The following is a 19116-nucleotide window of genomic DNA, read 5'->3' on the forward strand; positions in this document are numbered from 1 at the left end:
GAGATGCACCATGGCATTGAATGTCGGTCCAGACTTTAAACAGCGCTGGTTAAAAGTACCTGAAGCTATTCGTCAGACCTTTATTGATGACCTTGGTCGCGTTTGCGATGTACTCAATCCCAGGACAGACATTCAACAATGGCTGGTCAATGACCAACAGCAACAGCAAGTGTCTTTTGACAAAATTGAGTCTGCTTATGCAGATTTAAAAGCACAGCTGATTGAAGATGCTCGTATTCGCAAACAATTGGCTTTAGAAAAAGCCTTAGAAGAAAAACGTGAAGCTGAACAAGCCTATGCAGAACAACTGAGACGCGACGAAGAGTTACGCTTTGCCGCACAGACACAAGCACTCACCATGATGCAGCATAATCTTGATCGTGAAGTACAACACTATGCCGCTCGCTATCATAAAAACCCTGAAACGGGTTTAGCGAGATTAAGTCAAAGCTTATCGGTGAGCGAAGGACAGATGTTGTCAGAACTAGAAAGTGTACGCGTGCGTTTGGAACTTGAGGCAGAAACGCAAATCGAAATAGCCGTCAGTGATTTTCGTGCAAAATTGAAAGCTGCCGCACAAGAAGAAATTGACTATATCTTAGAAAACTCCAATTTTTCGACAGAATCTACATCGTCCCAAGCATCTTAAGCTGTGCATCGAAATCTGGTCACTGTCATTAAACTGACATGTATTTGCAACATGATGTTCATATGACTGAAGCATTGTCCCTCAAAATACAATGCTTCAGGCATCCTAAAAATATAATCATGCATCCAGATGGGAATTCAATATGGACATCATTCACCAGATTACCCAGAAAATATCCTCTCTATCTGCTGGAGAACAATGGGACATTCGTGCCAAAGATCTTTGGCTGAGTCATTCAGACTTTCACAGTATTTCGGTGTATCTCAGCCGTGAATCAGAAAAAGGTGGTTTTAGCATTCAGCAACTGCCCCAGAGCTCGATTTTTCAAACCCTTGATGTAGTGACCGTTACAAAACACTAAGTGGTCATCTACTCCATAAAAAAAGCCCACAACTGTGGGCTTTTTTTATGTCTAAGTTTGGCTTAGACCAAATCTGCAACTGCAGAAACGGTATGTCCTAGGAAATAACCGATACCGAGTAATAATCCAATCCAGATGAAACCACCTAGCACGTTATAGAACATAAATGTGCCAAGGTTCATGCGTGCAGATCCAGCAGCAAAAGGCGCAAAAGAACGTACAAAGGGTACAAAGCGTGCGACTAAAATCGTTTTACCACCATGCTTCATAAAATATTTATTGGTTTTGACCATATATTCGGGCTTAAAGTAACGTGTGTGCTTATTAAAGTACTTAATGCCTAGCACGCTGCCCGTGTAGTAATTGACGCAGTAGCCCAAGACTGATGCGACAAATAACATCAGCCCCATGGTGTGTAAATGCACCACTTCCGTCGTTGAGCATAATGCGCCGATGGCAAGCAATAGGCTGTCTCCCGGCAGGAAGAACATAAATACTGAACCCGTTTCTGAAAATATCACCAGAAATAAAATGGCATAAATCCACACACCATAATTTTCCAATAACATGGGTAACCACTGTTCCAGATTCAGTAAGAAATCAATCATTATCACCTGTCTGATTATTCATCATATATGTCATTCCGCGACGCATTATCACCAAAAATAAAAAAACAGTCTAATTTTTCAATCAGACTGTTTGGTTTTCTTCGGTATCGACTTATTTCAAGAAGCCATTTTCAGCGAGAAAATCTAAGCTAATTTTCGATTGCGCTGTGGTCTCAGCGGCTTTATCACCGAGCAATAAACGCTCAATATAACGTGCTAAAACATCCACTTCTAAGTTCACTTTAGCCCCAGCCTTCCATGTGCCAATATTGGTTCGTTCCGCCGTATGCGGAATTAAATTTAAGCTCAGCACATTGCCACGTAAATGGTTAATTGTCAGGCTAATACCATCCACGGTCACAGAGCCTTTTTCTGCTAAATAGCGTGCAATTTCTTTCGGTGCGGTCACTTCAAAATAAATTGAACGTGCATCTGAACGAACTTGAGTGATTTCACCCACTGCATCGACATGACCACTGACAATATGTCCACCAAAACGCGTGGTCGGCAACATGGCTTTTTCCACATTTACTGCCTGCCCTGCTTTCCAGTGTTCCAAAGTGGTCCGATTTAAACTTTCACGTGATACATCAGCTGCATACCAATTGCTACCAAAGTCAATCACGGTTAAGCAAATGCCATTGGTGGCAATAGAATCTCCCAAATGCACATCCGACATGTCTAAATCTGTCTGGATACGCAAGCGGACATCGCCACCCACGTTTTGAATGCTTTCAACTTTACCTAGACTTTCAATAATGCCTGTAAACATGTTCAATCCCTGAAAAATATGGGGCGATGATTTTTACCACAAATCAAGTTGCGTACTCACACCAGAGGTATCGACACCACCTAATTCTGCAAAATGGTGCAATTGACTCAACAACTGACGGATCGGTGGACCTGATTTGGCATGCGTATCCGTGATGACAATAAACTCTAGTACGCGCGCACGTTCAGACTGACGCTGCTTGCTCACACGGTAACGTGGCACATCTTGCGTCAATAAGCTTACTCGACCACGTTTTAAATTGGCTTGTAACAAATCTGTGGCGCTGATATTACCATCGGTTGAATAGCTCGTCAGGATGTAACGTGCATTGATGGTTTCTAATAATTTTTCATAAGCTTCTTTCGCATGCTTCGAAGAATTATACGGACTTGGACGTTCTTTACGCCATGCACGGTCGATTCCGCTCTTAAAGCCTTTGGTGTCTGGTGTTGGTAAATCCACCTGATCCCATAACGTTAAGGCATTCAACACATGGTAGTTACTGCTGTAAGCATGCTGGTTATATGGTGGATCGAGATAAGCCACATCTACTTCAAAGCCACTCATCTGATTGGCCAAATGCTGTGCGTCGACACACCACATTTCAGCGGCGGGTTTTTTCGGATCACCAATTTCACAAAAACGACTTGGGGTCAGCCATAACAAAGAACCGATACGATCTAATGCCGCTTGGGTTTTACCGCCCCAACCATGATGGAAGCTTTTAAATACACCGCTGGTATTACTGACAAAACTTGCTGAATACAATAACGGCGCTAATAAAGCACTCATTTCCACATCATCAATCGCGCCTTGAGCTTGCCAAGTTGCAATTTGCTGACGAATCGCATCGATACGCATACCGTTACGGCGTTTAAAGAATAAGCGGTCACGTGCAGGATCGTAGATTTCATCATTACGTGGACACAAGTTATGGGTCACCCAACCTTTCACTTCTGGCAAACGGTTCAGATAATCAATCGCTTTCTGATAGCCACCCAACTCTTTAAACGCTGGTGCTTCAACGCAAGAGAGAATCGCGCTGTTCAAGGCGTGGCTGTAGGGTTCCCAGTCATTGGCAATAACACGATAGCCGTTTTGACGTGCCAACCGTGACACTACACCCGAGCCTGCAAAAAAGTCAGCAAATATCGGCGCACGACCATCTTCGCGTTTTAAGGTTCCCGTTTGCTCAAGTGCTTCTAAAATCAGATGTAATAGACGGCGTTTGTTTCCCAAATAAGGAACCAACTGATGGAAAAGATATTCGTCTGTGGTACGAGCCGCATGACGACGTTTGTGATAAACCGTAGACTCTGAATTCATAGCGTCTCTTGAGAAGGGATTAACCTTAAGCGGATGTCATCACCCAATTGAGTGACATCTTTCAGCTTAAATCGAAGCTGCTCTGCCATGCGGTCAAATTCCGCATTAAACATCGCACGTGCTGACTGACCCAACAAGGTCGGTGCAACATAACTGATCATTTCATCGATCAAATGTTCTTGTAAGAAAGCGGTCGAAAGTGTCGCACCGGCTTCCACAAGTACATCATAAATTTGGAACTGTTGAACGCATGCTGCTAACAGATCGGCCAAAGGCTGAATTTCAAATTGTACCACGCCCAAGTCAGCAAGTTCCTGACGATATGGCCCCATGACCATCACGGTTTCAGGTTGCTGCAATATTTTTGCGCTTAATGGCAAGCGGCCTTGACGATCTAGCACGATACGTTTCGGCTGAACCACGTTACGCATGTCAACAGCGTCATCGAGCTGACGTACGTTGAGTAAGCAATCATCGGCTAATACTGTTTCAATCCCAGTAATCACAGCACCTGATATCGCACGCCAATGCTGTACATCTTGTCGCGCCATCGAACCGGTTATCCACTTAGACTCACCCGAGGCCATGGCAGTACGCCCATCCAGGCTTGATGCAACTTTGAGGCGGACATAAGGCATGCCCGTCGCCATGGCTTTTAAAAAGCCCAAGTTCAATTGATGCGCTTCTGCTTCACAAATACCCGTAATCACTTCAATACCAGCATCACGTAGGATTTGTACCCCCTTACCCGCAACCAATGGATTGGGATCGGGACAGGCCACAACGACTTGAGCAACACCTGCTTCTACCAAACCTTTGGCACAAGGTGGCGTACGTCCATAGTGCGCGCAAGGCTCTAAAGTCACATAAGCGGTTGCGCCACGTGCGGCCCCACCTGCATCACGCATTGCAAAGACTTCTGCATGCGGTTGACCCGCTTTGGGATGGAAGCCTTCACCAACCAATTGACCGTCTTTGACAATCACACAGCCGACATTGGGATTGGGACGAGTGCTGTATTGCCCCTGCTGTGCCAATGCAATTGCACGCCGCATCCACTGTTGATGCTGCTGCAACGTCACTTGATCTAACTCAGACATGTAATCACTCATGATAAAAATGGAGGCAGATGTGCATTAGTGCTCACGCTGCTGCATTTGTTCAATTTGACGACGAAAAGCTTCTACATCTTGGAAGTCTTGGTACACAGAAGCAAAACGTACATAAGCCACATGATCTAAAGCGAACAATGACTGCATGACAATTTCACCAATGGTGCGTGATTTCACGTCACGTTCACCCAAACGGCGAATTTGCAATTGAATATCACTGAGTACCGTTTCAATTTGCTCTTGCGTTACTGGACGCTTTTGCAAGGCATGCATCAGCGAGCGGCGGAGCTTGGCCTCATCAAAAGGTTCGCTCTTTGAATCAGACTTGATGACACGCGGCATCACCACTTCATAGCTTTCAAAAGTTGTAAAACGTTCACCGCAACTAATACATTCACGGCGGCGGCGTATCTGACAGCCTTCAGCAGCAAGACGTGAGTCAATCACTTTACTGTCTTCAGCGTTGCAAAATGGACAATGCATAGCGGTTAAATTGAACAAATCCGAATGGATTTAGAGTGTAGCAAAAATTTTGAAATTTGTAGAGCTTTACGCTAGATATGGAAAAAAAACAGCCCTTTCGGGCTGTTTTACACAATATATTGATTTACTGAAATCTTATTATTCTACACGTTCACCATGTTGACTTAAGTCTAGACCCATTCGTTCGTCATCAGCTTCAACACGGATGCCAATCACTAGATCAATCACTTTCAAGATAATGAATGTCATCACAGCTGAGTAAGCAATAGTCGCTAGTACACCTTCGACTTGAACCCATAATTGATGCATTAAGTTGCTCGGTGCTTTATCACCCATGATGAATTCGCTGGCAAAGAATGCTGTAAGGATCGCACCTACGATACCACCGACACCATGTAGACCAAACGCATCCAAAGAGTCATCCGCTTTCAACGCACGTTTCAGCGCAGTAATACCCCAGAAGCAAACCACACCACCGATCAGACCCATCGCTAAAGCGCCGCCAACCGTTACGAAACCTGCCGCAGGTGTAATCACCACAAGACCTGCTACCGCACCAGAAGCACCGCCCAAGACAGACGCTTTACCACGAACTACTTTTTCAGTAATTAACCATGCCACTGCTGCTGCCGCTGCTGCAACTTGTGTTACCACCAATGCATAACCAGCTGAACCATTTGCACCTAGAGCAGAACCACCGTTGAAACCGAACCAACCTACCCATACAAGGCTTGCACCGATGACGGTTAACGTTAGATTATGTGGCGCCATAGATTCACGACCAAGCCCCATACGTTTACCAAGCATGTACGCTGCAACAAGACCCGCAACACCTGAGTTGATGTGAACAACCGTACCACCCGCAAAATCAAGCGCACCGTCGTTTCCTAACCAACCACCGCCCCATACCCAGTGGGTAATTGGTGCATAAACCACGACACTCCAAATTGCGATGAACGCAACGAAAGCACCGAATTTCATACGTTCAGCAATCGAACCGCTAATAATGGCAACGGTAATGATGGCAAATGTCATTTGGAAAATAACAAAAAGAATCTCTGGAATCGTACCGGACAAGGCTTCTGTGGTGATGCCCGACAACATAAATTTGTCTAAGCTACCGATAAAGGCATTACCTTCACCAAATGCTAAGGTATAACCCACAATCACCCACGTTAAGCTCACAACACCTGCCGCAACAAAACTGTGTGCCATCGTGCTGAGTACATTTTTCTTACGGACCATACCGCCGTAAAATAATGCTAAACCGGGAATTGTCATGAGTAAAACAAGTGCAGTGGACACTAAAATCCATGCTGTATCACCTGTATCGAGCTTAGGCTCTTCTTCTGCAGGTACTGGCGCTGCTTCAACTGGAACTGCAGCTTCTGTTGTATTTAGCGTTGTTGTATTTACAGTATCAACTACTGTGACTTCTTCTGTAGGTGCTGTTGCGCTTTCTTCAGCCCACGCAACAGAACCACCTAAAAGTGCACTGGACAAGCCGAGTGCAATTAGCATCTTTTTCATTCGTATCCCCCGACCTGATTTTCTGAGTTATTAGCTACTCAGCAAACTTCATGCCAATTTTTTAAACGGCATCTGCACCTGTTTCACCAGTACGGATACGGATGACTTGTTCCAGATTGCTTACAAAAATTTTACCGTCGCCAATTTTTCCTGTGCTTGCAACACGAGTAATTGATTCAATTACGGTATCGACCATTTCATCACTGATTGCGATTTCGATTTTTACTTTTGGTAAGAAATCAACCACATATTCAGCACCACGATAAAGTTCAGTGTGACCTTTCTGGCGACCGAAGCCTTTAACTTCAGTGACAGTGATCCCTTGAACACCATTTTCAGAGAGTGCTTCACGCACGTCATCTAATTTAAAAGGTTTTACAATTGCAGTTACGAGCTTCATGTTTTGTTTTCCTTCGGCTTATTTCACCTGTAAGGTTTTATGTTCAATTTTCATGCCAATATGACTACAGTCGGGGGAAAATAGTCAGCCCAGCATGAGATTTCTTTATAACCTATTTTATACGGATAATCTTGCGTATGCTTATAAAAATAGACGTTTTTACTAGAAGAATTACGATTTTACTGATCGATTAAACGCATATTTAAATGAAAGCACTATGGTCATGAATGTGGCGATGTTAAACTGCTGCCACCAATTCACTGAGGATGGTCAAAACAATGATTGAAACCTTATTACAAGCGATATTAGAACAAATCGATCAGCCGAAAAAAGACGTCGAACATAATCTTCGCAGCTTACTCAATGAAGCTGTGAGCAAAATGGATCTCGTATCTAAAGAAGAAATCGAACGCCAACGTACTGCACTGAATAATGCCAATTTACGTTTAAATGAATTGTTGAAACACGTCGAAGAACTCGAACAAAAAATTCAGAACAAAAAATAAGCACCTTTTTAGTGCAACAAAAGACGCATAACGATTAAAAATAATGCACCATAACGGAACAATAATATGTCTTTTGCCAAAATCTATACTCGGGGTTTGCTCGGCTTAAATGCACCCCAAATTGAAGTTGAAGTTCATGTCAGCCAAGGTTTACCTTCATTGACCATCGTTGGCCTACCTGAGGCTGCCGTCCGTGAAAGTAAAGACCGTGTCCGCTCCGCAATTATTAATAGTGGCTTTCAATTCCCGACCAAACGTCTGACCATTAATCTTGCACCCGCAGATTTACCCAAAGATGGTTCACGTTTAGATCTCGCCATTGCTTTAGGGATTCTGATCGCGTCGGGACAACTTCCTGAAAATGCAGCAGATGGTTTTGAATTTATTGGAGAATTGGCACTTGATGGTTATTTACGACCTGTCAGTGGCATCTTAAGCATAGCCATTGCCTGTCAGCATATCGGGCATCATCTGATTCTACCTGCACTCAATGCCGATGAAGCAGCGCAACTGCCGGAGTTTCAAGTCTTTCCTGCGCAGCATCTTAAGGATGTGTGTGAACATTTAAGTCGTTCAGCCTTAATCAGTAGCCATCCCTCGACATCGTCAGCCAATCAACACAGTTACCCTTTTGATTTATCTGATGTGAAAGGTCAACTCAGACCACGTCGTGCTTTAGAAATTGCAGCGGCTGGCGGTCATTCTCTACTATTTCGTGGCCCTCCGGGCACAGGCAAAACTCTACTCGCCTCGCGTTTACCCAGTATTCTGCCCCCCTTAGATATGCAAGAAAATTTGCAAGTCGCGAGTATTTATTCTATTGCAGGTGCAAATCATCATTTTGGGCAGCGTCCATTTCGTGCGCCACACCATACCGCATCTGCGATTGCCCTCGTCGGTGGAGGATCAAATCCTAAACCGGGTGAAATCACCTTGGCACATTTAGGAGTTTTATTTTTAGATGAGCTGCCTGAATTTGATCGAAAGGTGTTGGAGGTGTTACGGCAACCACTCGAATCCAAAGAAATTGTGATTTCACGCGCTTCTCGTCAAATCACCTTCCCTGCAAATTTTCAACTGATTGCGGCGATGAATCCTTGTCCATGTGGCTATGCCTTTAACCAAGACAGCCGCTGTCAATGTAGTGCTGAAAGTATTAAACGCTATCAAAACCGTATTTCAGGTCCATTATTAGATCGAATTGACTTACATATAGATGTCCCGCCACTGGCAGCGCATGAATTACAAAGTTCGCAAGAGGTTGAAAGTTCAAGTGTGGTTAGGCATCGTGTTATACAAGCTTATGAGTTACAAATAGAGCGTCAGCAAAAATCCAATATGGCGCTCACGCCGACGCAATTGGAGCAACAGGCGGTTTTGGATGCTACTGCACAGAATATTTTACAGTTAGCCCAGCAGCGAATGAATTTATCTGCGCGTGCTTATCATCGGGTATTACGTGTTGCCAGAACCATTGCCGACTTGGCTCAAAGTGAACATATTCAAGCTCAGCACGTTTCTGAAGCACTGTCCTATCGAAGCCAGCTCAATGCTTAAACAAATGGCGACCCTAGGTCGCCATTTTTAATGCTTTTTAAAATTAGAATTCGTATTTCAAGCCAAATACGACTTTATTCTTTTGTTTTTCATCCAGACGGTCATAACCACCCACGATATAATCCATATTTACGCTCGCACCAGTGTCACCCAATGGATGGCTTAAACCTGCTGTAAAATGACGGAAGCCAAAGTCTTCAGTGGTTTCTACAAATTCGTCATCATCACCATATGCATATAGGCCCAATGAAGTATTTAGCGTGAAATCTTTTGGCAATGCATAGCTATAGCTACCTAAGATATACGTATCGCCCTTGTTACCCCAAGTCGTATTTTGCGTTAAGGTTTGCGCAGTTACGCTAAAGTCTTTGTAGTTCAATCCTAAAAGTGTTTCGAAACCATCTGAATCAACATCCGATTCATAGTAGTAATAATACGTACCACCGACGGTATAACCTAAATCTTCAGTAATTTTGCCGTTATAACCTGCATAAAAGTCATGTTCAAAAGAATCACGCCCTTCTTCACCAAGTGCATAATCTAAAGTTGAACCCCAGTACCCAGCATAGAAGCCTGACGCATGGCTATAGTCCAAACCGCCTTGAATAGTTGCGCCGCTATTTTCAGGTACATTGGTAATACCACGTAAATTATAGCTAGACAGTACGCCGATATTTCCGGATACAGAATGCTCAGAAGCAGGCGCTTCAGCAAAAGTAAACGTCGATGCTGCTCCTAGTACAGCGATTGATAAAGCTTTAAGTGCAAATTTCATGATTTGTTCCCCCACATCGTGCGACGACGTATTTTTTGGTTATTTCGTTGAACTCAATGAGGTATTAGCAAGCACTGTGCCATGTTTAAAAATAAGCGCATATTTTTTTTATAAAAGCCACCATTTTGGTTTATCAAAAACCAATATATTACTGTTTTTATTTATTATTTTTTAATTATCCTATTTGGCCTTTTTTCTCTTTAATTTATTTTAGAATGCAGATTTTCATCTATTTAGATTATTTAAATCTTCGGGTTGATAGTTGTAACAGGATTTTAAAAATGCGCTTTTTTGAGTATATTTTTTCAACACCGATCTCAAAAATGCATAAAAAAAGTGCACAATCACCATTATGCACTTTCAAGAATATGACCGAATACGATCAACTCGTTAATGTTAGAAAGAATAGGTCAATCCAACCACAACGTTATCGTCTAATTGCTCGCCTTCACGATCTTTACCGCCCCATACATAGTCAGCAGCAATTTCAAATCCAGTATCAGCAATCGATTTACTCAAGCCTAAACGTGCTTCAGTGAACACCACATCTTCTGTGGTTGTTAATAGGCTGTCATCACGACTGTCATTAAAAACAGAAACGCCGAGCGATGAATTTAATGAAACATCATAAGGTAATGCATAGCTATAAGCAGCATTCAGATATACATCACCTGCGTTGCCATAATTAACATCAGACAACAATACAGCCATGCTTGCAGTTAAATCTTTATAACTTATGTCCTGAATAAATTCGACGCCCGTTGTGCGACGCTTTTCAGAGCGGTCATCGTTATAAACTGAACCGCCACCTTGATAGACATAAGCCATCACTTGTGACTTATAGCTCCAATCTTCATTCAGTTCACGTCCATATCCGACATAGAAATCATGTTCAAAACCATGCGACTGACTGTCGTCCGTAGGATCATAGTTGAGTGTAGAACCCCAATAGCCCGCGAACAGCCCACTGTTGTGTGAATATTCAAGTCCGGCTTGTAATGCCGCTTGATCATTTTCTTCACTCGCACGGTACACATATTTGTTTACCACGCCCAGACTTCCAGACCAATTCCCTTGTGCTGTTGTGGCTTGTTCAGTTTGTTCTGCAAATGCAGGGACTGTACCTAGGGTCACTAAAATACTTAAAATTGCTTTTTTATAAAATTGAATCATGTTTAGTCCCCACATCGGATCGATCGTGGATTGGGTTGAGTAAAATTTAGCGCCGATTTTAATCGATTTTACCGCACTGTATAGCCCCTTTTTTCTTATTTTGATAAATTAAATCATTTAAAAACAAAGGTAAGATTATATAAAACAGTAAAAACTAAGCTTTTGATTCATGAAATATCTTTTATAGCGTTCAAGTCTTTAACAATGATTTCATGCTTTCATTAATATGTATTTATCAAGATTATTATCATCTTTTATTGAGCTAGATTTTAAGGAAAACATTTCTGACGACTTCGCTAAAAGTCATTCTCTATTTACAAAAAAACACGCCAACGGTGCTTACTGTGCCTGAACATAGATGCCATGCACCTCAACCATTGATATACTTTTTGATCAAAATACGAATTTAAATTCAGTACAATTTGTCGCAAAGAGTAATGATAAATCAGCAAGTTAAATGAAAGTTTTTACCATTTTTTATATTTTTTTATGATAAGCAATGAATAAACTTCTCTTTAGCTTAATATATATTCAATTTAAATAAACTATTTGTTAAACAACAATAACATACGAAAAATTTGCTTATTACAGATTGACCAATGATCTGGCCATTTTCTAACTTTAGTGTAATAAGCGCATTAAAAATAGTGATTTTTTTAAGAAAAAATATACAATCGCACTACATATTAACCAAATTTGCATGAGGCTCTCTCCCAATGCTTAAAGCTCAACAACTGACACTCGCAGTACTCGTAAATGCTGCTCTTATTTCAACTGCTTTTGCGAGCGAACAAAGTGAATCTAAAGGCTTTGTGGAAGATGCTGAAGGCTCTGTACTTTTCCGTACTGGTTATATTCACCGTGACAAAACAAATTATATCGAAAATGGTACCGGTGCAGAAAAACGTGTAACTGACACAAGCTCAACTGCTCAGTCTGCGATCGTAAAACTTGAATCTGGTTTTACTCAAGGTGTGGTTGGTTTTGGTGTAAACATTACTGGTGATGCTTCATTCAAATTAGGCAGTAATAATAATGCTGGCAATGGCATGATTCCTCGTGAAACTGGAATCAATGATAAAGGTGAATTACAAAAAGGCATCGGTGATACCTATGATCATTGGGCACGTGGTGGTGCCAGTGTAAAAGCACGTATATCAAATACAACTGTTGAATACGGCACCCAAGTTCTTGATATTCCAGTGCTTGCATCGAATACTGCACGTATGGTGCCTGAATATTTCACAGGTGTTTTAGCAACTAGCCATGAAATTGAAAACTTAGAAGTGATTGCTGGTAAATTCACTAAAAACCAATATTCAGACCAAATTAACTCTGATGGTCGTCATTTAGATAATGCGATCGTTTGGGGCGCAAAATACAAATTTAATGACCAACTCAATGCATCTTATTATGGCTTAGACAGTGAAGATGCTCTCGAACGTCACTACATCAATGCAAATTACACATTACCATTGGCTGAAAAGCGTTCTTTAACTTTAGATTTTAATGGTTATCACACTGAATGGGATAAAGAAGCAGGTACTTATTCAACATCTCCAAATGTAGACCCTGCTGACCGAAGCAATAACATTTGGTCGCTTGCTGGTACATTGAACCAAGGTGCTCATTCTGTAATGCTGGCTTACCAACAAAATACAGGCAACACTGGTTATGACTATGGCGAAAATGCTGATGGCGCACAGTCAATCTATGTAGCTAACTCATACTTATCTGACTTTGTAGGGAACCATGAAAAATCGGCACAAGTTCAATATAACTTAAACTTTACTGATTATGGTGTGCCAGGCTTGAATTGGACTTCTGCATTCGTTTATGGCTGGGATATTAAAGTCAACAATTCAGCAAAAGAAGGTCAAGAGCGCGAATTCTTTAACCAAGTGAAATATACTGTTCAATCTGGTTTTGCTAAGGACGCAAGCTTACGTGTACGTCATTCTTACTACCGCGCAAGTGATAACTACCAAGCTGGTAACTATATCGGTGATACAAACGAATGGCGTTTATTCTTAGACATCCCTGTGAAATTATTTTAATTTCACAGCTCCTCTAAGATAGCGAAAAAAAACCTGCACACTGTGCAGGTTTTTTTATGAGCATCGTTTTTATATAAAAACGATGCTCAGCTTAAAACAATATTATTTGTTCGCAGCTTTGTAAGCTTCAATTGAGCTAAGTACTTCTTGTTTAGCAACATCAGCACCTTCCCAACCACTTAACTTAACCCATTTACCAGGCTCTAAGTCTTTGTAGTGTTGGAAGAAATGTTCAATTTGATTGATCAATAACGCAGGAAGATCTGTATATTCTTGAACATCTTTATAAAGCGGAGTCAATTTGTCGTGTGGAACCGCAACGAGTTTTGCGTCAACACCACCGTCATCTTCCATGTTCAATTTACCAACAGGACGGCAACGAATTACAGAACCTGGTTCTACTGGATGTGGAGTTACCACAAGTACGTCTAGTGGGTCACCATCCAAAGATAATGTATTTGGAACATAACCATAGTTCGCTGGGTAGAACATTGCAGTACCCATGAAACGGTCTACAAATAACGCATCAGAATCTTTATCGATTTCGTATTTGATTGGTGCTGCATTTGCAGGAATTTCAATAATGACATAGATGTCGTTTGGTGCATCTTTACCCGCTGGGATATTGCTGTAGCTCATAGCATCACTCTTTAAACAAAGTTAAATCTTTTAATCCGGCACAATTATAACGGTTTTATCGCTTTTTTTGTGATTTTAGCGATCATGCTGATAATTTAATCATCAAGCAGAACATTTAGCTTAATTTAATGACCAATAACATCAGGCAAATTGGGCACAACATCGACAAGGTCCAAATGATCGAACGTAAAGTTGCCCAATTGGCTAAATAACATAACCCATAAATAACGCGTAAAACGAGATAGGCAATCCCAAAGGTCATGATGTATTGCTGATGAATCACCATGTATTCAGCCATTAAAATAGCTGCAATAAATAATGGTAAACTTTCAAAACTATTTTGCTGCACTGCATGTGCGCGGCTCGCCACCCCTGTAGAGCGCGCTAAAACTTCACGTGGATTTTGATTATCACTCGACTTAAAACCTGCAGCTCGCTTCGCAATAAATGTAAATACATATGGCAATAAACAAGCGGCCAAAATGAGATAGATGATCCCACTGATGCTGTGCATGTGTTTTTTCTCAGGAAGATTTTTATGGCTGCTATAATACCATGGCATTTCGTGAATAATTTTTGTTAAATATAGTGTTTTTATAATCGGCAGATGAAAGGATCCTCTATGAGTACTTCTGATCAAGATCAATTATTTGAAGTTCTTGAAGAGCAAAAACGCCATCAGCTTCGCGTCGATCGTGTTCTAAAAATCGTCATTCCTGTGACTGCATTTTTACTTGCTGTGATCTGCGCCAACTTAAATGTCTGGTCGACTGTTTTCAGCTTTGTCATCATGTGGATTGCATTCTATGCAGTTTCTATCAAGCAACTTCCCCTTTGGCATTGGGTCATTGTCATTGCACTGTATTGTTTAGTCGACAATATTTTAACCTATGGCAGCTATAACCAATCCGGCTTTAGTCGTCAGTTCGGTGCGATGTTTATTTTCTTAGGTGTTTTTGGAGTAGGACGTCGCTACTTTGATCGCTGGTCGATGAATAAAGGCAAGCTTTAATGAGCTAAATTTAAAGCGATAAAAAAAGCGCCCGAAGGCGCTTTTTTTATGCATCGTATTATGCGGTTTTACGCAAATCTTTACGTAGAATTTTACCAACGTTTGATTTTGGTAATTCATCCATAAATTCAACATAACGTGGGCGTTTATAGCCAGTTAAGTTTTCTTTTGCGAATGCCAAAACTTCTTCAGTCGTTAAAGATGGATCTTTTTTCACAACGAATAATTTAGGTACTTCACCTGATTTTTCATCAGGAACACCAATCGCAGCAACTTCTAGCACTTTTGGATGTTTTGCAACAACTTCTTCAATTTCAGAAGGATAAACGTTGAAGCCAGACACCAAAATCATGTCTTTTTTACGGTCTACAATCTTCACATAACCGCGTGGATCCATGACACCAATGTCACCTGTACGGAAGAAACCGTCCGCCGTCATTACTTTGGCAGTTTCATCTGGACGGTTCCAATAGCCTTTCATGACTTGAGGACCACGAATCGAAATTTCACCTTGCTCACCTTGAGCAACTTCATTGCCATCATCATCTAAAATAGCAACTTCAGTCAGTGGCAATGGAATACCAATCGTACCGCTGAATTCCATTGATGCTGGAGGGTTTGCGGTTGCAACAGGTGAAGTTTCTGATAAACCATAACCTTCGATAATATTGGTACCTGTAACTTTCTTCCACGCTTCTGCAGTCGAAGGAAGCACTGCCATACCACCACCCATCGCCATTTTTAGCTTACTGTGGTCAAGTTGCTTGAACTCTTCATTGTTCACCAAAGCATTGAACAATGTGTTCACTGCTGGGAAGAATGAAGGTTGGTATTTACGTAATTCTTTCATTACCGCAGGTAGGTCACGCGGGTTAGGAATCAATACGTTTGCCTGACCTTTGTACATACCGTAAAGTGCACACACCATAAATGCAAAGATGTGATACAGCGGTAATGCACAGAAGATACGATCATCTGGCTGACCATCTTTCTGACCAAATTTACTTTGGAAAATACCATCACACTGCAACATATTTGACACAAGGTTACGATGGGTCAATTCTGCGCCTTTAGATACGCCAGTTGTACCACCGGTATACTGAAGTACAGCAGTATCACTTAAAGTTAAGTTTGGACGTTTGTAATTGTTTGCACTCACTTTAGACATTGCTGCATTAAAGCGAATATGACCTGGAATGTTCCAAGCTGGAATTTGTTTACGTACTGAACGTAATACAAAGTTAACCAATGTGCCTTTCAGCGTACCAAGCATGTCACCCACAGATGCCACGATCACGTGTTTTACTGGGGTTTTACCAATAATAGCTTGGTAAACAGATGCAAAGTTTTCAATAATAACAAGAGCTTCTGTACCAGAGTCATTCAATTGATGCTCAAGTTCACGAGAGGTATACAGTGGATTCACGTTGACCAATACCAAGCCAGCACGGAATACACCCAATGCGACAACAGGATATTGAAGAACGTTCGGCATCATGACTGCAACGCGTGAACCTTTGGCCAAACCTAAGCTTTGCAAATAAGTTGCAAATTTACGGCTAGCCTCATCAAGTTCTTTAAAAGTTAAGACTTTATCCATAAAGATAAAGGCATCTCTTGAGCCAAACTTCTGGAAATTACGCTCAAAAATATCGACCAATGAGGTATTTTCTGCGGGTAATTCTACAGTTTCTGGAATCCCTGTCTTTTGGTATTCAGCGAACCAAATCTTTTCCATAACGCCCAATTCTCCTGTCGTAATCCTTAATAATCCAACTGTTTTTTTTCAATATTAAGCGGTCATTATTTAACTTGTTTGTGCTTAATATTGCATCCATTTCACGAATAACAGCATATATAACGTATTTCGTTCCATGGATGCTAGTATTATCTTTGAATGAACAGTTTATTTGCTTTTTGATATCCACGTGGTAACAACACGCCTTTCGATGCGCGTTTGCCCACATATTTTTGCAGATCGTCGCCTTTAAGCTTTAATTGTTGATTACCTGCAAGCACTTGAATTATTTCATCTAAATTCAAAGTTGTCATGGATACAATTTGATCTTTTGCCTCAAGTTGTATCAATTTATTACCTTTACCCTTATTCAGGACTGGTAATTCATCAAGCTCAACCAACAGCAAACGCCCCGCAGAACTGAGGAGTGCAAGATGTGTTGCATTCTCAATTGCCGTTAAATTCATAACCGCCGCCCCTTCAGACAAGCTAAGGAAAGCTTTACCCGCTTTTGCATTGGTATCGAGATTTTTCGCTTGGGTTTTAAAGCCATAGCCTTTACTGCTCATTGCCAAGACTTCTGTTTCATCTTCAGCAATAAACACTTGTTTAAAGCCGACACCACTTGCAGGTGCAAGCTTAGAACTCAGTGGCTCACCTAAACCACGCGCAGATGGCAAGGTATTGATGCCCAAAGCATAGCTTCGACCAGCATCATCCAATACATAAACGCGTTGATTTGATTTACCTTGTGCATGGCTGAGATATTGGTCACCTGCACGGAAATTTAAGTTCTCAGCGTCGACTTCATGACCTTTCGCCGAGCGAATCCAACCTGCTTCAGACAACACCACAGTCACAGGATCTGCAGGAAGCATATCTTGTTCATTAATCGCATGGGCTTCTGCACGTTTCACAATTGGAGAACGGCGGTCATCACCAAATTTCTTCGCATCTTCTTTCAGTTCATTAATGATCAAGGCTTTTAATGATTCAGGATTCGCCAATTGTTCACGAATAATGGCAGCTTTGGCTTCCAGTTCTTCTTGTTCACGGCGCATTTCCATTTCTTCAAGTTTTGCCAAATGACGTAACTTGAGTTCTAAAATGGCTTCGGCTTGAATTTCATCGATATTAAAATGCGTCATCAACACCGGTTTAGGCTGATCTTCTTCACGAATAATTCGAATCACTTCATCAATATTCAGATAGGCAATGATCAAGCCTGCAAGTATATGTAATCGTTTTTCAATTTTATTCAGATGATAAGTCAAACGACGTGTTACGGTATTTTTACGGATTTCGATCCATTCCAACAAAATACGGCGGATCGATTTCACTTGCGGACGACCGTCAGCGCCAATCATGTTCATATTGACACGATAGCTCGACTCTAAGTCGGTGGTTGCAAATAGGTGACTCATCACCGATTCAGCATCAATACGATTCGAGCGCAGGACGATCACTAAACGTGTTGGGTTTTTATGATCTGACTCATCACGTAAGTCCGTGACCAATGGCAACTTCTTCGCCTGCATTTGATCTGCAATCTGCGTGATCACTTTCGAACCTGAAACCTGATACGGTAACTCCGTAATCACGATTTCATTTTTCTCAATACTGTACACAGCACGAGTTCGATAACTACCGCGACCCGTGGTTTGAATTTTAAGTAATTCTTCTGGAGAACTAATAATTTCCGCACGTGTAGGCAAATCAGGTGCAGGAATATATTCTGCGACTTTCTCATCGGTTAAGTTTGGATTGCGAATTAAGGCGATGGTGCCCTTCACCACTTCACGTAAGTTGTGCGGTGGAATATCGGTTGCCATACCCACTGCAATACCCGTTGTGCCGTTGAGTAAAATATTTGGAACACGTGCCGGTAAATTCACTGGCTCTTTCATCGAACCATCAAAGTTATCCTGCCAATCACAAGTCCCTTGTCCTAACTCAGACAATAATAAATCACTATACGCAGACAGTTTTGCTTCGGTATATCGCATTGCTGCGAAGGATTTCGGATCATCTGGTGAGCCCCAGTTTCCCTGACCTTCAATAAATGGATAGCGATAACTAAACGGCTGCGCCATGAGGACCATGGCTTCATAACAAGCTAAGTCACCGTGAGGATGGTATTTACCCAGTACATCACCAACCGTACGTGCAGATTTTTTTGGCTTACCCGTTGGCTTTAACCCGAGTTCACTCATCGCATAGACGATACGACGCTGAACGGGTTTTAGACCATCACTGATATGTGGCAATGCACGATCCATAATCACGTACATGGCGTAGTTGAGATATGCTTGTTCGGTAAATTCTGCTACGGAACGGTTTTCTGTCGCATGATGCGCAAGGCTTGTCATAACAACCTGTAATCCTAAATTGTTCGTTCTTTATTGGGTTCTTATGCTA

19 protein-coding genes are annotated in these 19116 nt (G+C 41.7%); 6 read left to right on the plus strand and 13 right to left on the minus strand.

The window, feature by feature from the left end; all coding sequences use genetic code 11:
- The first annotated feature begins 10 nt into the window (after positions 1–10).
- A complete protein-coding gene (locus FTU75_RS12255) occupies positions 11–649 on the plus strand; it encodes a hypothetical protein (RefSeq protein WP_180116059.1) in 639 nt (212 codons plus the stop codon).
- 142 nt (positions 650–791) lie between these two features.
- Positions 792–1010, plus strand: coding sequence for a hypothetical protein (locus tag FTU75_RS12260; RefSeq protein ID WP_111884847.1), 219 nt, complete (start codon positions 792–794; stop codon positions 1008–1010).
- A 62-nt stretch (positions 1011–1072) separates the two neighbouring features.
- Here the strand turns inward: FTU75_RS12260 and FTU75_RS12265 are convergent, their stop codons facing one another.
- The 7 genes from FTU75_RS12265 to glnK all read right to left on the minus strand — a co-directional run bounded on the left by FTU75_RS12265 (position 1073) and on the right by glnK (position 7241).
- Positions 1073–1618, minus strand: coding sequence for a VTT domain-containing protein (locus tag FTU75_RS12265; RefSeq protein WP_111884846.1), 546 nt, complete (start codon positions 1616–1618; stop codon positions 1073–1075).
- 112 nt (positions 1619–1730) lie between these two features.
- The gene (locus FTU75_RS12270; RefSeq protein WP_078192598.1) at positions 1731–2390 is read right to left on the minus strand and encodes a riboflavin synthase; all 660 of its coding nucleotides are present in this window, start codon (positions 2388–2390) and stop codon (positions 1731–1733) included.
- A 33-nt stretch (positions 2391–2423) separates the two neighbouring features.
- On the minus strand, positions 2424–3716 hold the full coding sequence (locus tag FTU75_RS12275; RefSeq protein ID WP_078189462.1) for a DNA adenine methylase: 1293 nt from the start codon (positions 3714–3716) through the stop codon (positions 2424–2426).
- A complete protein-coding gene (gene ribD / locus FTU75_RS12280; protein ID WP_180116060.1) occupies positions 3713–4816 on the minus strand; it encodes a bifunctional diaminohydroxyphosphoribosylaminopyrimidine deaminase/5-amino-6-(5-phosphoribosylamino)uracil reductase RibD in 1104 nt (367 codons plus the stop codon). Before ribD ends, FTU75_RS12275 begins: the two co-directional genes overlap by 4 nt.
- Positions 4817–4852: 36 nt before the next feature.
- Complete coding sequence (gene nrdR, locus FTU75_RS12285; protein ID WP_067763170.1) at positions 4853–5311, minus strand: transcriptional regulator NrdR; 459 nt, start codon at positions 5309–5311, stop codon at positions 4853–4855.
- 138 nt (positions 5312–5449) lie between these two features.
- Complete coding sequence (locus FTU75_RS12290) at positions 5450–6841, minus strand: ammonium transporter (RefSeq protein WP_180116061.1); 1392 nt, start codon at positions 6839–6841, stop codon at positions 5450–5452.
- A 61-nt stretch (positions 6842–6902) separates the two neighbouring features.
- A complete protein-coding gene (glnK, locus tag FTU75_RS12295; protein WP_067763174.1) occupies positions 6903–7241 on the minus strand; it encodes a P-II family nitrogen regulator in 339 nt (112 codons plus the stop codon).
- Between the two features lie 278 nt (positions 7242–7519).
- On the opposite strand from glnK, the gene FTU75_RS12300 reads away from it, so the two are divergent.
- Positions 7520–7747, plus strand: a complete 228-nt coding sequence (locus FTU75_RS12300; RefSeq protein ID WP_078189551.1) for an accessory factor UbiK family protein — start codon at positions 7520–7522, stop codon at positions 7745–7747.
- A gap of 66 nt (positions 7748–7813) precedes the next feature.
- On the plus strand, positions 7814–9304 hold the full coding sequence (locus FTU75_RS12305) for a YifB family Mg chelatase-like AAA ATPase (protein ID WP_180116062.1): 1491 nt from the start codon (positions 7814–7816) through the stop codon (positions 9302–9304).
- 43 nt (positions 9305–9347) lie between these two features.
- On the opposite strand, the gene FTU75_RS12310 is transcribed toward FTU75_RS12305, so the two are convergent.
- Positions 9348–10079 carry a TorF family putative porin gene (locus tag FTU75_RS12310; protein WP_180024227.1) on the minus strand — a complete coding sequence of 244 codons (732 nt, stop codon included), beginning with the start codon at positions 10077–10079 and terminating at the stop codon, positions 9348–9350.
- 396 nt (positions 10080–10475) lie between these two features.
- Positions 10476–11252 (minus strand): TorF family putative porin, encoded by a 777-nt coding sequence (locus FTU75_RS12315; RefSeq protein ID WP_180116063.1) that lies wholly within the window; start codon positions 11250–11252, stop codon positions 10476–10478.
- Positions 11253–11968: 716 nt separating this feature from the next.
- Between FTU75_RS12315 and FTU75_RS12320 the strand changes: the two genes are divergently transcribed.
- Entirely contained in the window at positions 11969–13309 is a 1341-nt protein-coding gene (locus FTU75_RS12320; protein ID WP_180116064.1) for an OprD family outer membrane porin, read from the plus strand.
- Between the two features lie 102 nt (positions 13310–13411).
- Here the strand turns inward: FTU75_RS12320 and ppa are convergent, their stop codons facing one another.
- Entirely contained in the window at positions 13412–13948 is a 537-nt protein-coding gene (gene ppa, locus FTU75_RS12325) for an inorganic diphosphatase (protein ID WP_078189469.1), read from the minus strand.
- 115 nt (positions 13949–14063) lie between these two features.
- Positions 14064–14462, minus strand: a complete 399-nt coding sequence (locus tag FTU75_RS12330) for an MAPEG family protein (protein ID WP_180116065.1) — start codon at positions 14460–14462, stop codon at positions 14064–14066.
- Positions 14463–14570: 108 nt separating this feature from the next.
- On the opposite strand from FTU75_RS12330, the gene FTU75_RS12335 reads away from it, so the two are divergent.
- On the plus strand, positions 14571–14960 hold the full coding sequence (locus FTU75_RS12335) for a hypothetical protein (protein WP_078189471.1): 390 nt from the start codon (positions 14571–14573) through the stop codon (positions 14958–14960).
- Between the two features lie 58 nt (positions 14961–15018).
- Here the strand turns inward: FTU75_RS12335 and FTU75_RS12340 are convergent, their stop codons facing one another.
- Both FTU75_RS12340 and parC read right to left on the minus strand, forming a co-directional pair.
- Positions 15019–16698: a long-chain-fatty-acid--CoA ligase gene (locus tag FTU75_RS12340; RefSeq protein ID WP_168378241.1), complete on the minus strand. Its 1680-nt coding sequence runs from the start codon at positions 16696–16698 to the stop codon at positions 15019–15021.
- 149 nt (positions 16699–16847) lie between these two features.
- On the minus strand, positions 16848–19067 hold the full coding sequence (gene parC, locus FTU75_RS12345) for a DNA topoisomerase IV subunit A (RefSeq protein ID WP_180024223.1): 2220 nt from the start codon (positions 19065–19067) through the stop codon (positions 16848–16850).
- Between the last annotated feature and the right edge of the window lie 49 nt (positions 19068–19116).

Origin of the sequence: Acinetobacter sp. YH12140, from assembly GCF_013418475.1 — a bacterium.
In the GTDB taxonomy this organism is placed as follows: domain Bacteria; phylum Pseudomonadota; class Gammaproteobacteria; order Pseudomonadales; family Moraxellaceae; genus Acinetobacter; species Acinetobacter amyesii.

Coding starts and splice junctions, on each gene's coding strand:
- FTU75_RS12255 (WP_180116059.1), top strand. CDS start 11: ATGGCATTGAATGTCGGTCCAGACTTTAAACAGCGCTGGTTAAAAGTA.
- FTU75_RS12260 (WP_111884847.1), top strand. CDS start 792: ATGGACATCATTCACCAGATTACCCAGAAAATATCCTCTCTATCTGCT.
- FTU75_RS12265 (WP_111884846.1), bottom strand. CDS start 1,618: ATGATTGATTTCTTACTGAATCTGGAACAGTGGTTACCCATGTTATTG.
- FTU75_RS12270 (WP_078192598.1), bottom strand. CDS start 2,390: ATGTTTACAGGCATTATTGAAAGTCTAGGTAAAGTTGAAAGCATTCAA.
- FTU75_RS12275 (WP_078189462.1), bottom strand. CDS start 3,716: ATGAATTCAGAGTCTACGGTTTATCACAAACGTCGTCATGCGGCTCGT.
- ribD (WP_180116060.1), bottom strand. CDS start 4,816: ATGTCTGAGTTAGATCAAGTGACGTTGCAGCAGCATCAACAGTGGATG.
- nrdR (WP_067763170.1), bottom strand. CDS start 5,311: ATGCATTGTCCATTTTGCAACGCTGAAGACAGTAAAGTGATTGACTCA.
- FTU75_RS12290 (WP_180116061.1), bottom strand. CDS start 6,841: ATGAAAAAGATGCTAATTGCACTCGGCTTGTCCAGTGCACTTTTAGGT.
- glnK (WP_067763174.1), bottom strand. CDS start 7,241: ATGAAGCTCGTAACTGCAATTGTAAAACCTTTTAAATTAGATGACGTG.
- FTU75_RS12300 (WP_078189551.1), top strand. CDS start 7,520: ATGATTGAAACCTTATTACAAGCGATATTAGAACAAATCGATCAGCCG.
- FTU75_RS12305 (WP_180116062.1), top strand. CDS start 7,814: ATGTCTTTTGCCAAAATCTATACTCGGGGTTTGCTCGGCTTAAATGCA.
- FTU75_RS12310 (WP_180024227.1), bottom strand. CDS start 10,079: ATGAAATTTGCACTTAAAGCTTTATCAATCGCTGTACTAGGAGCAGCA.
- FTU75_RS12315 (WP_180116063.1), bottom strand. CDS start 11,252: ATGATTCAATTTTATAAAAAAGCAATTTTAAGTATTTTAGTGACCCTA.
- FTU75_RS12320 (WP_180116064.1), top strand. CDS start 11,969: ATGCTTAAAGCTCAACAACTGACACTCGCAGTACTCGTAAATGCTGCT.
- ppa (WP_078189469.1), bottom strand. CDS start 13,948: ATGAGCTACAGCAATATCCCAGCGGGTAAAGATGCACCAAACGACATC.
- FTU75_RS12330 (WP_180116065.1), bottom strand. CDS start 14,462: ATGCACAGCATCAGTGGGATCATCTATCTCATTTTGGCCGCTTGTTTA.
- FTU75_RS12335 (WP_078189471.1), top strand. CDS start 14,571: ATGAGTACTTCTGATCAAGATCAATTATTTGAAGTTCTTGAAGAGCAA.
- FTU75_RS12340 (WP_168378241.1), bottom strand. CDS start 16,698: ATGGAAAAGATTTGGTTCGCTGAATACCAAAAGACAGGGATTCCAGAA.
- parC (WP_180024223.1), bottom strand. CDS start 19,067: ATGACAAGCCTTGCGCATCATGCGACAGAAAACCGTTCCGTAGCAGAA.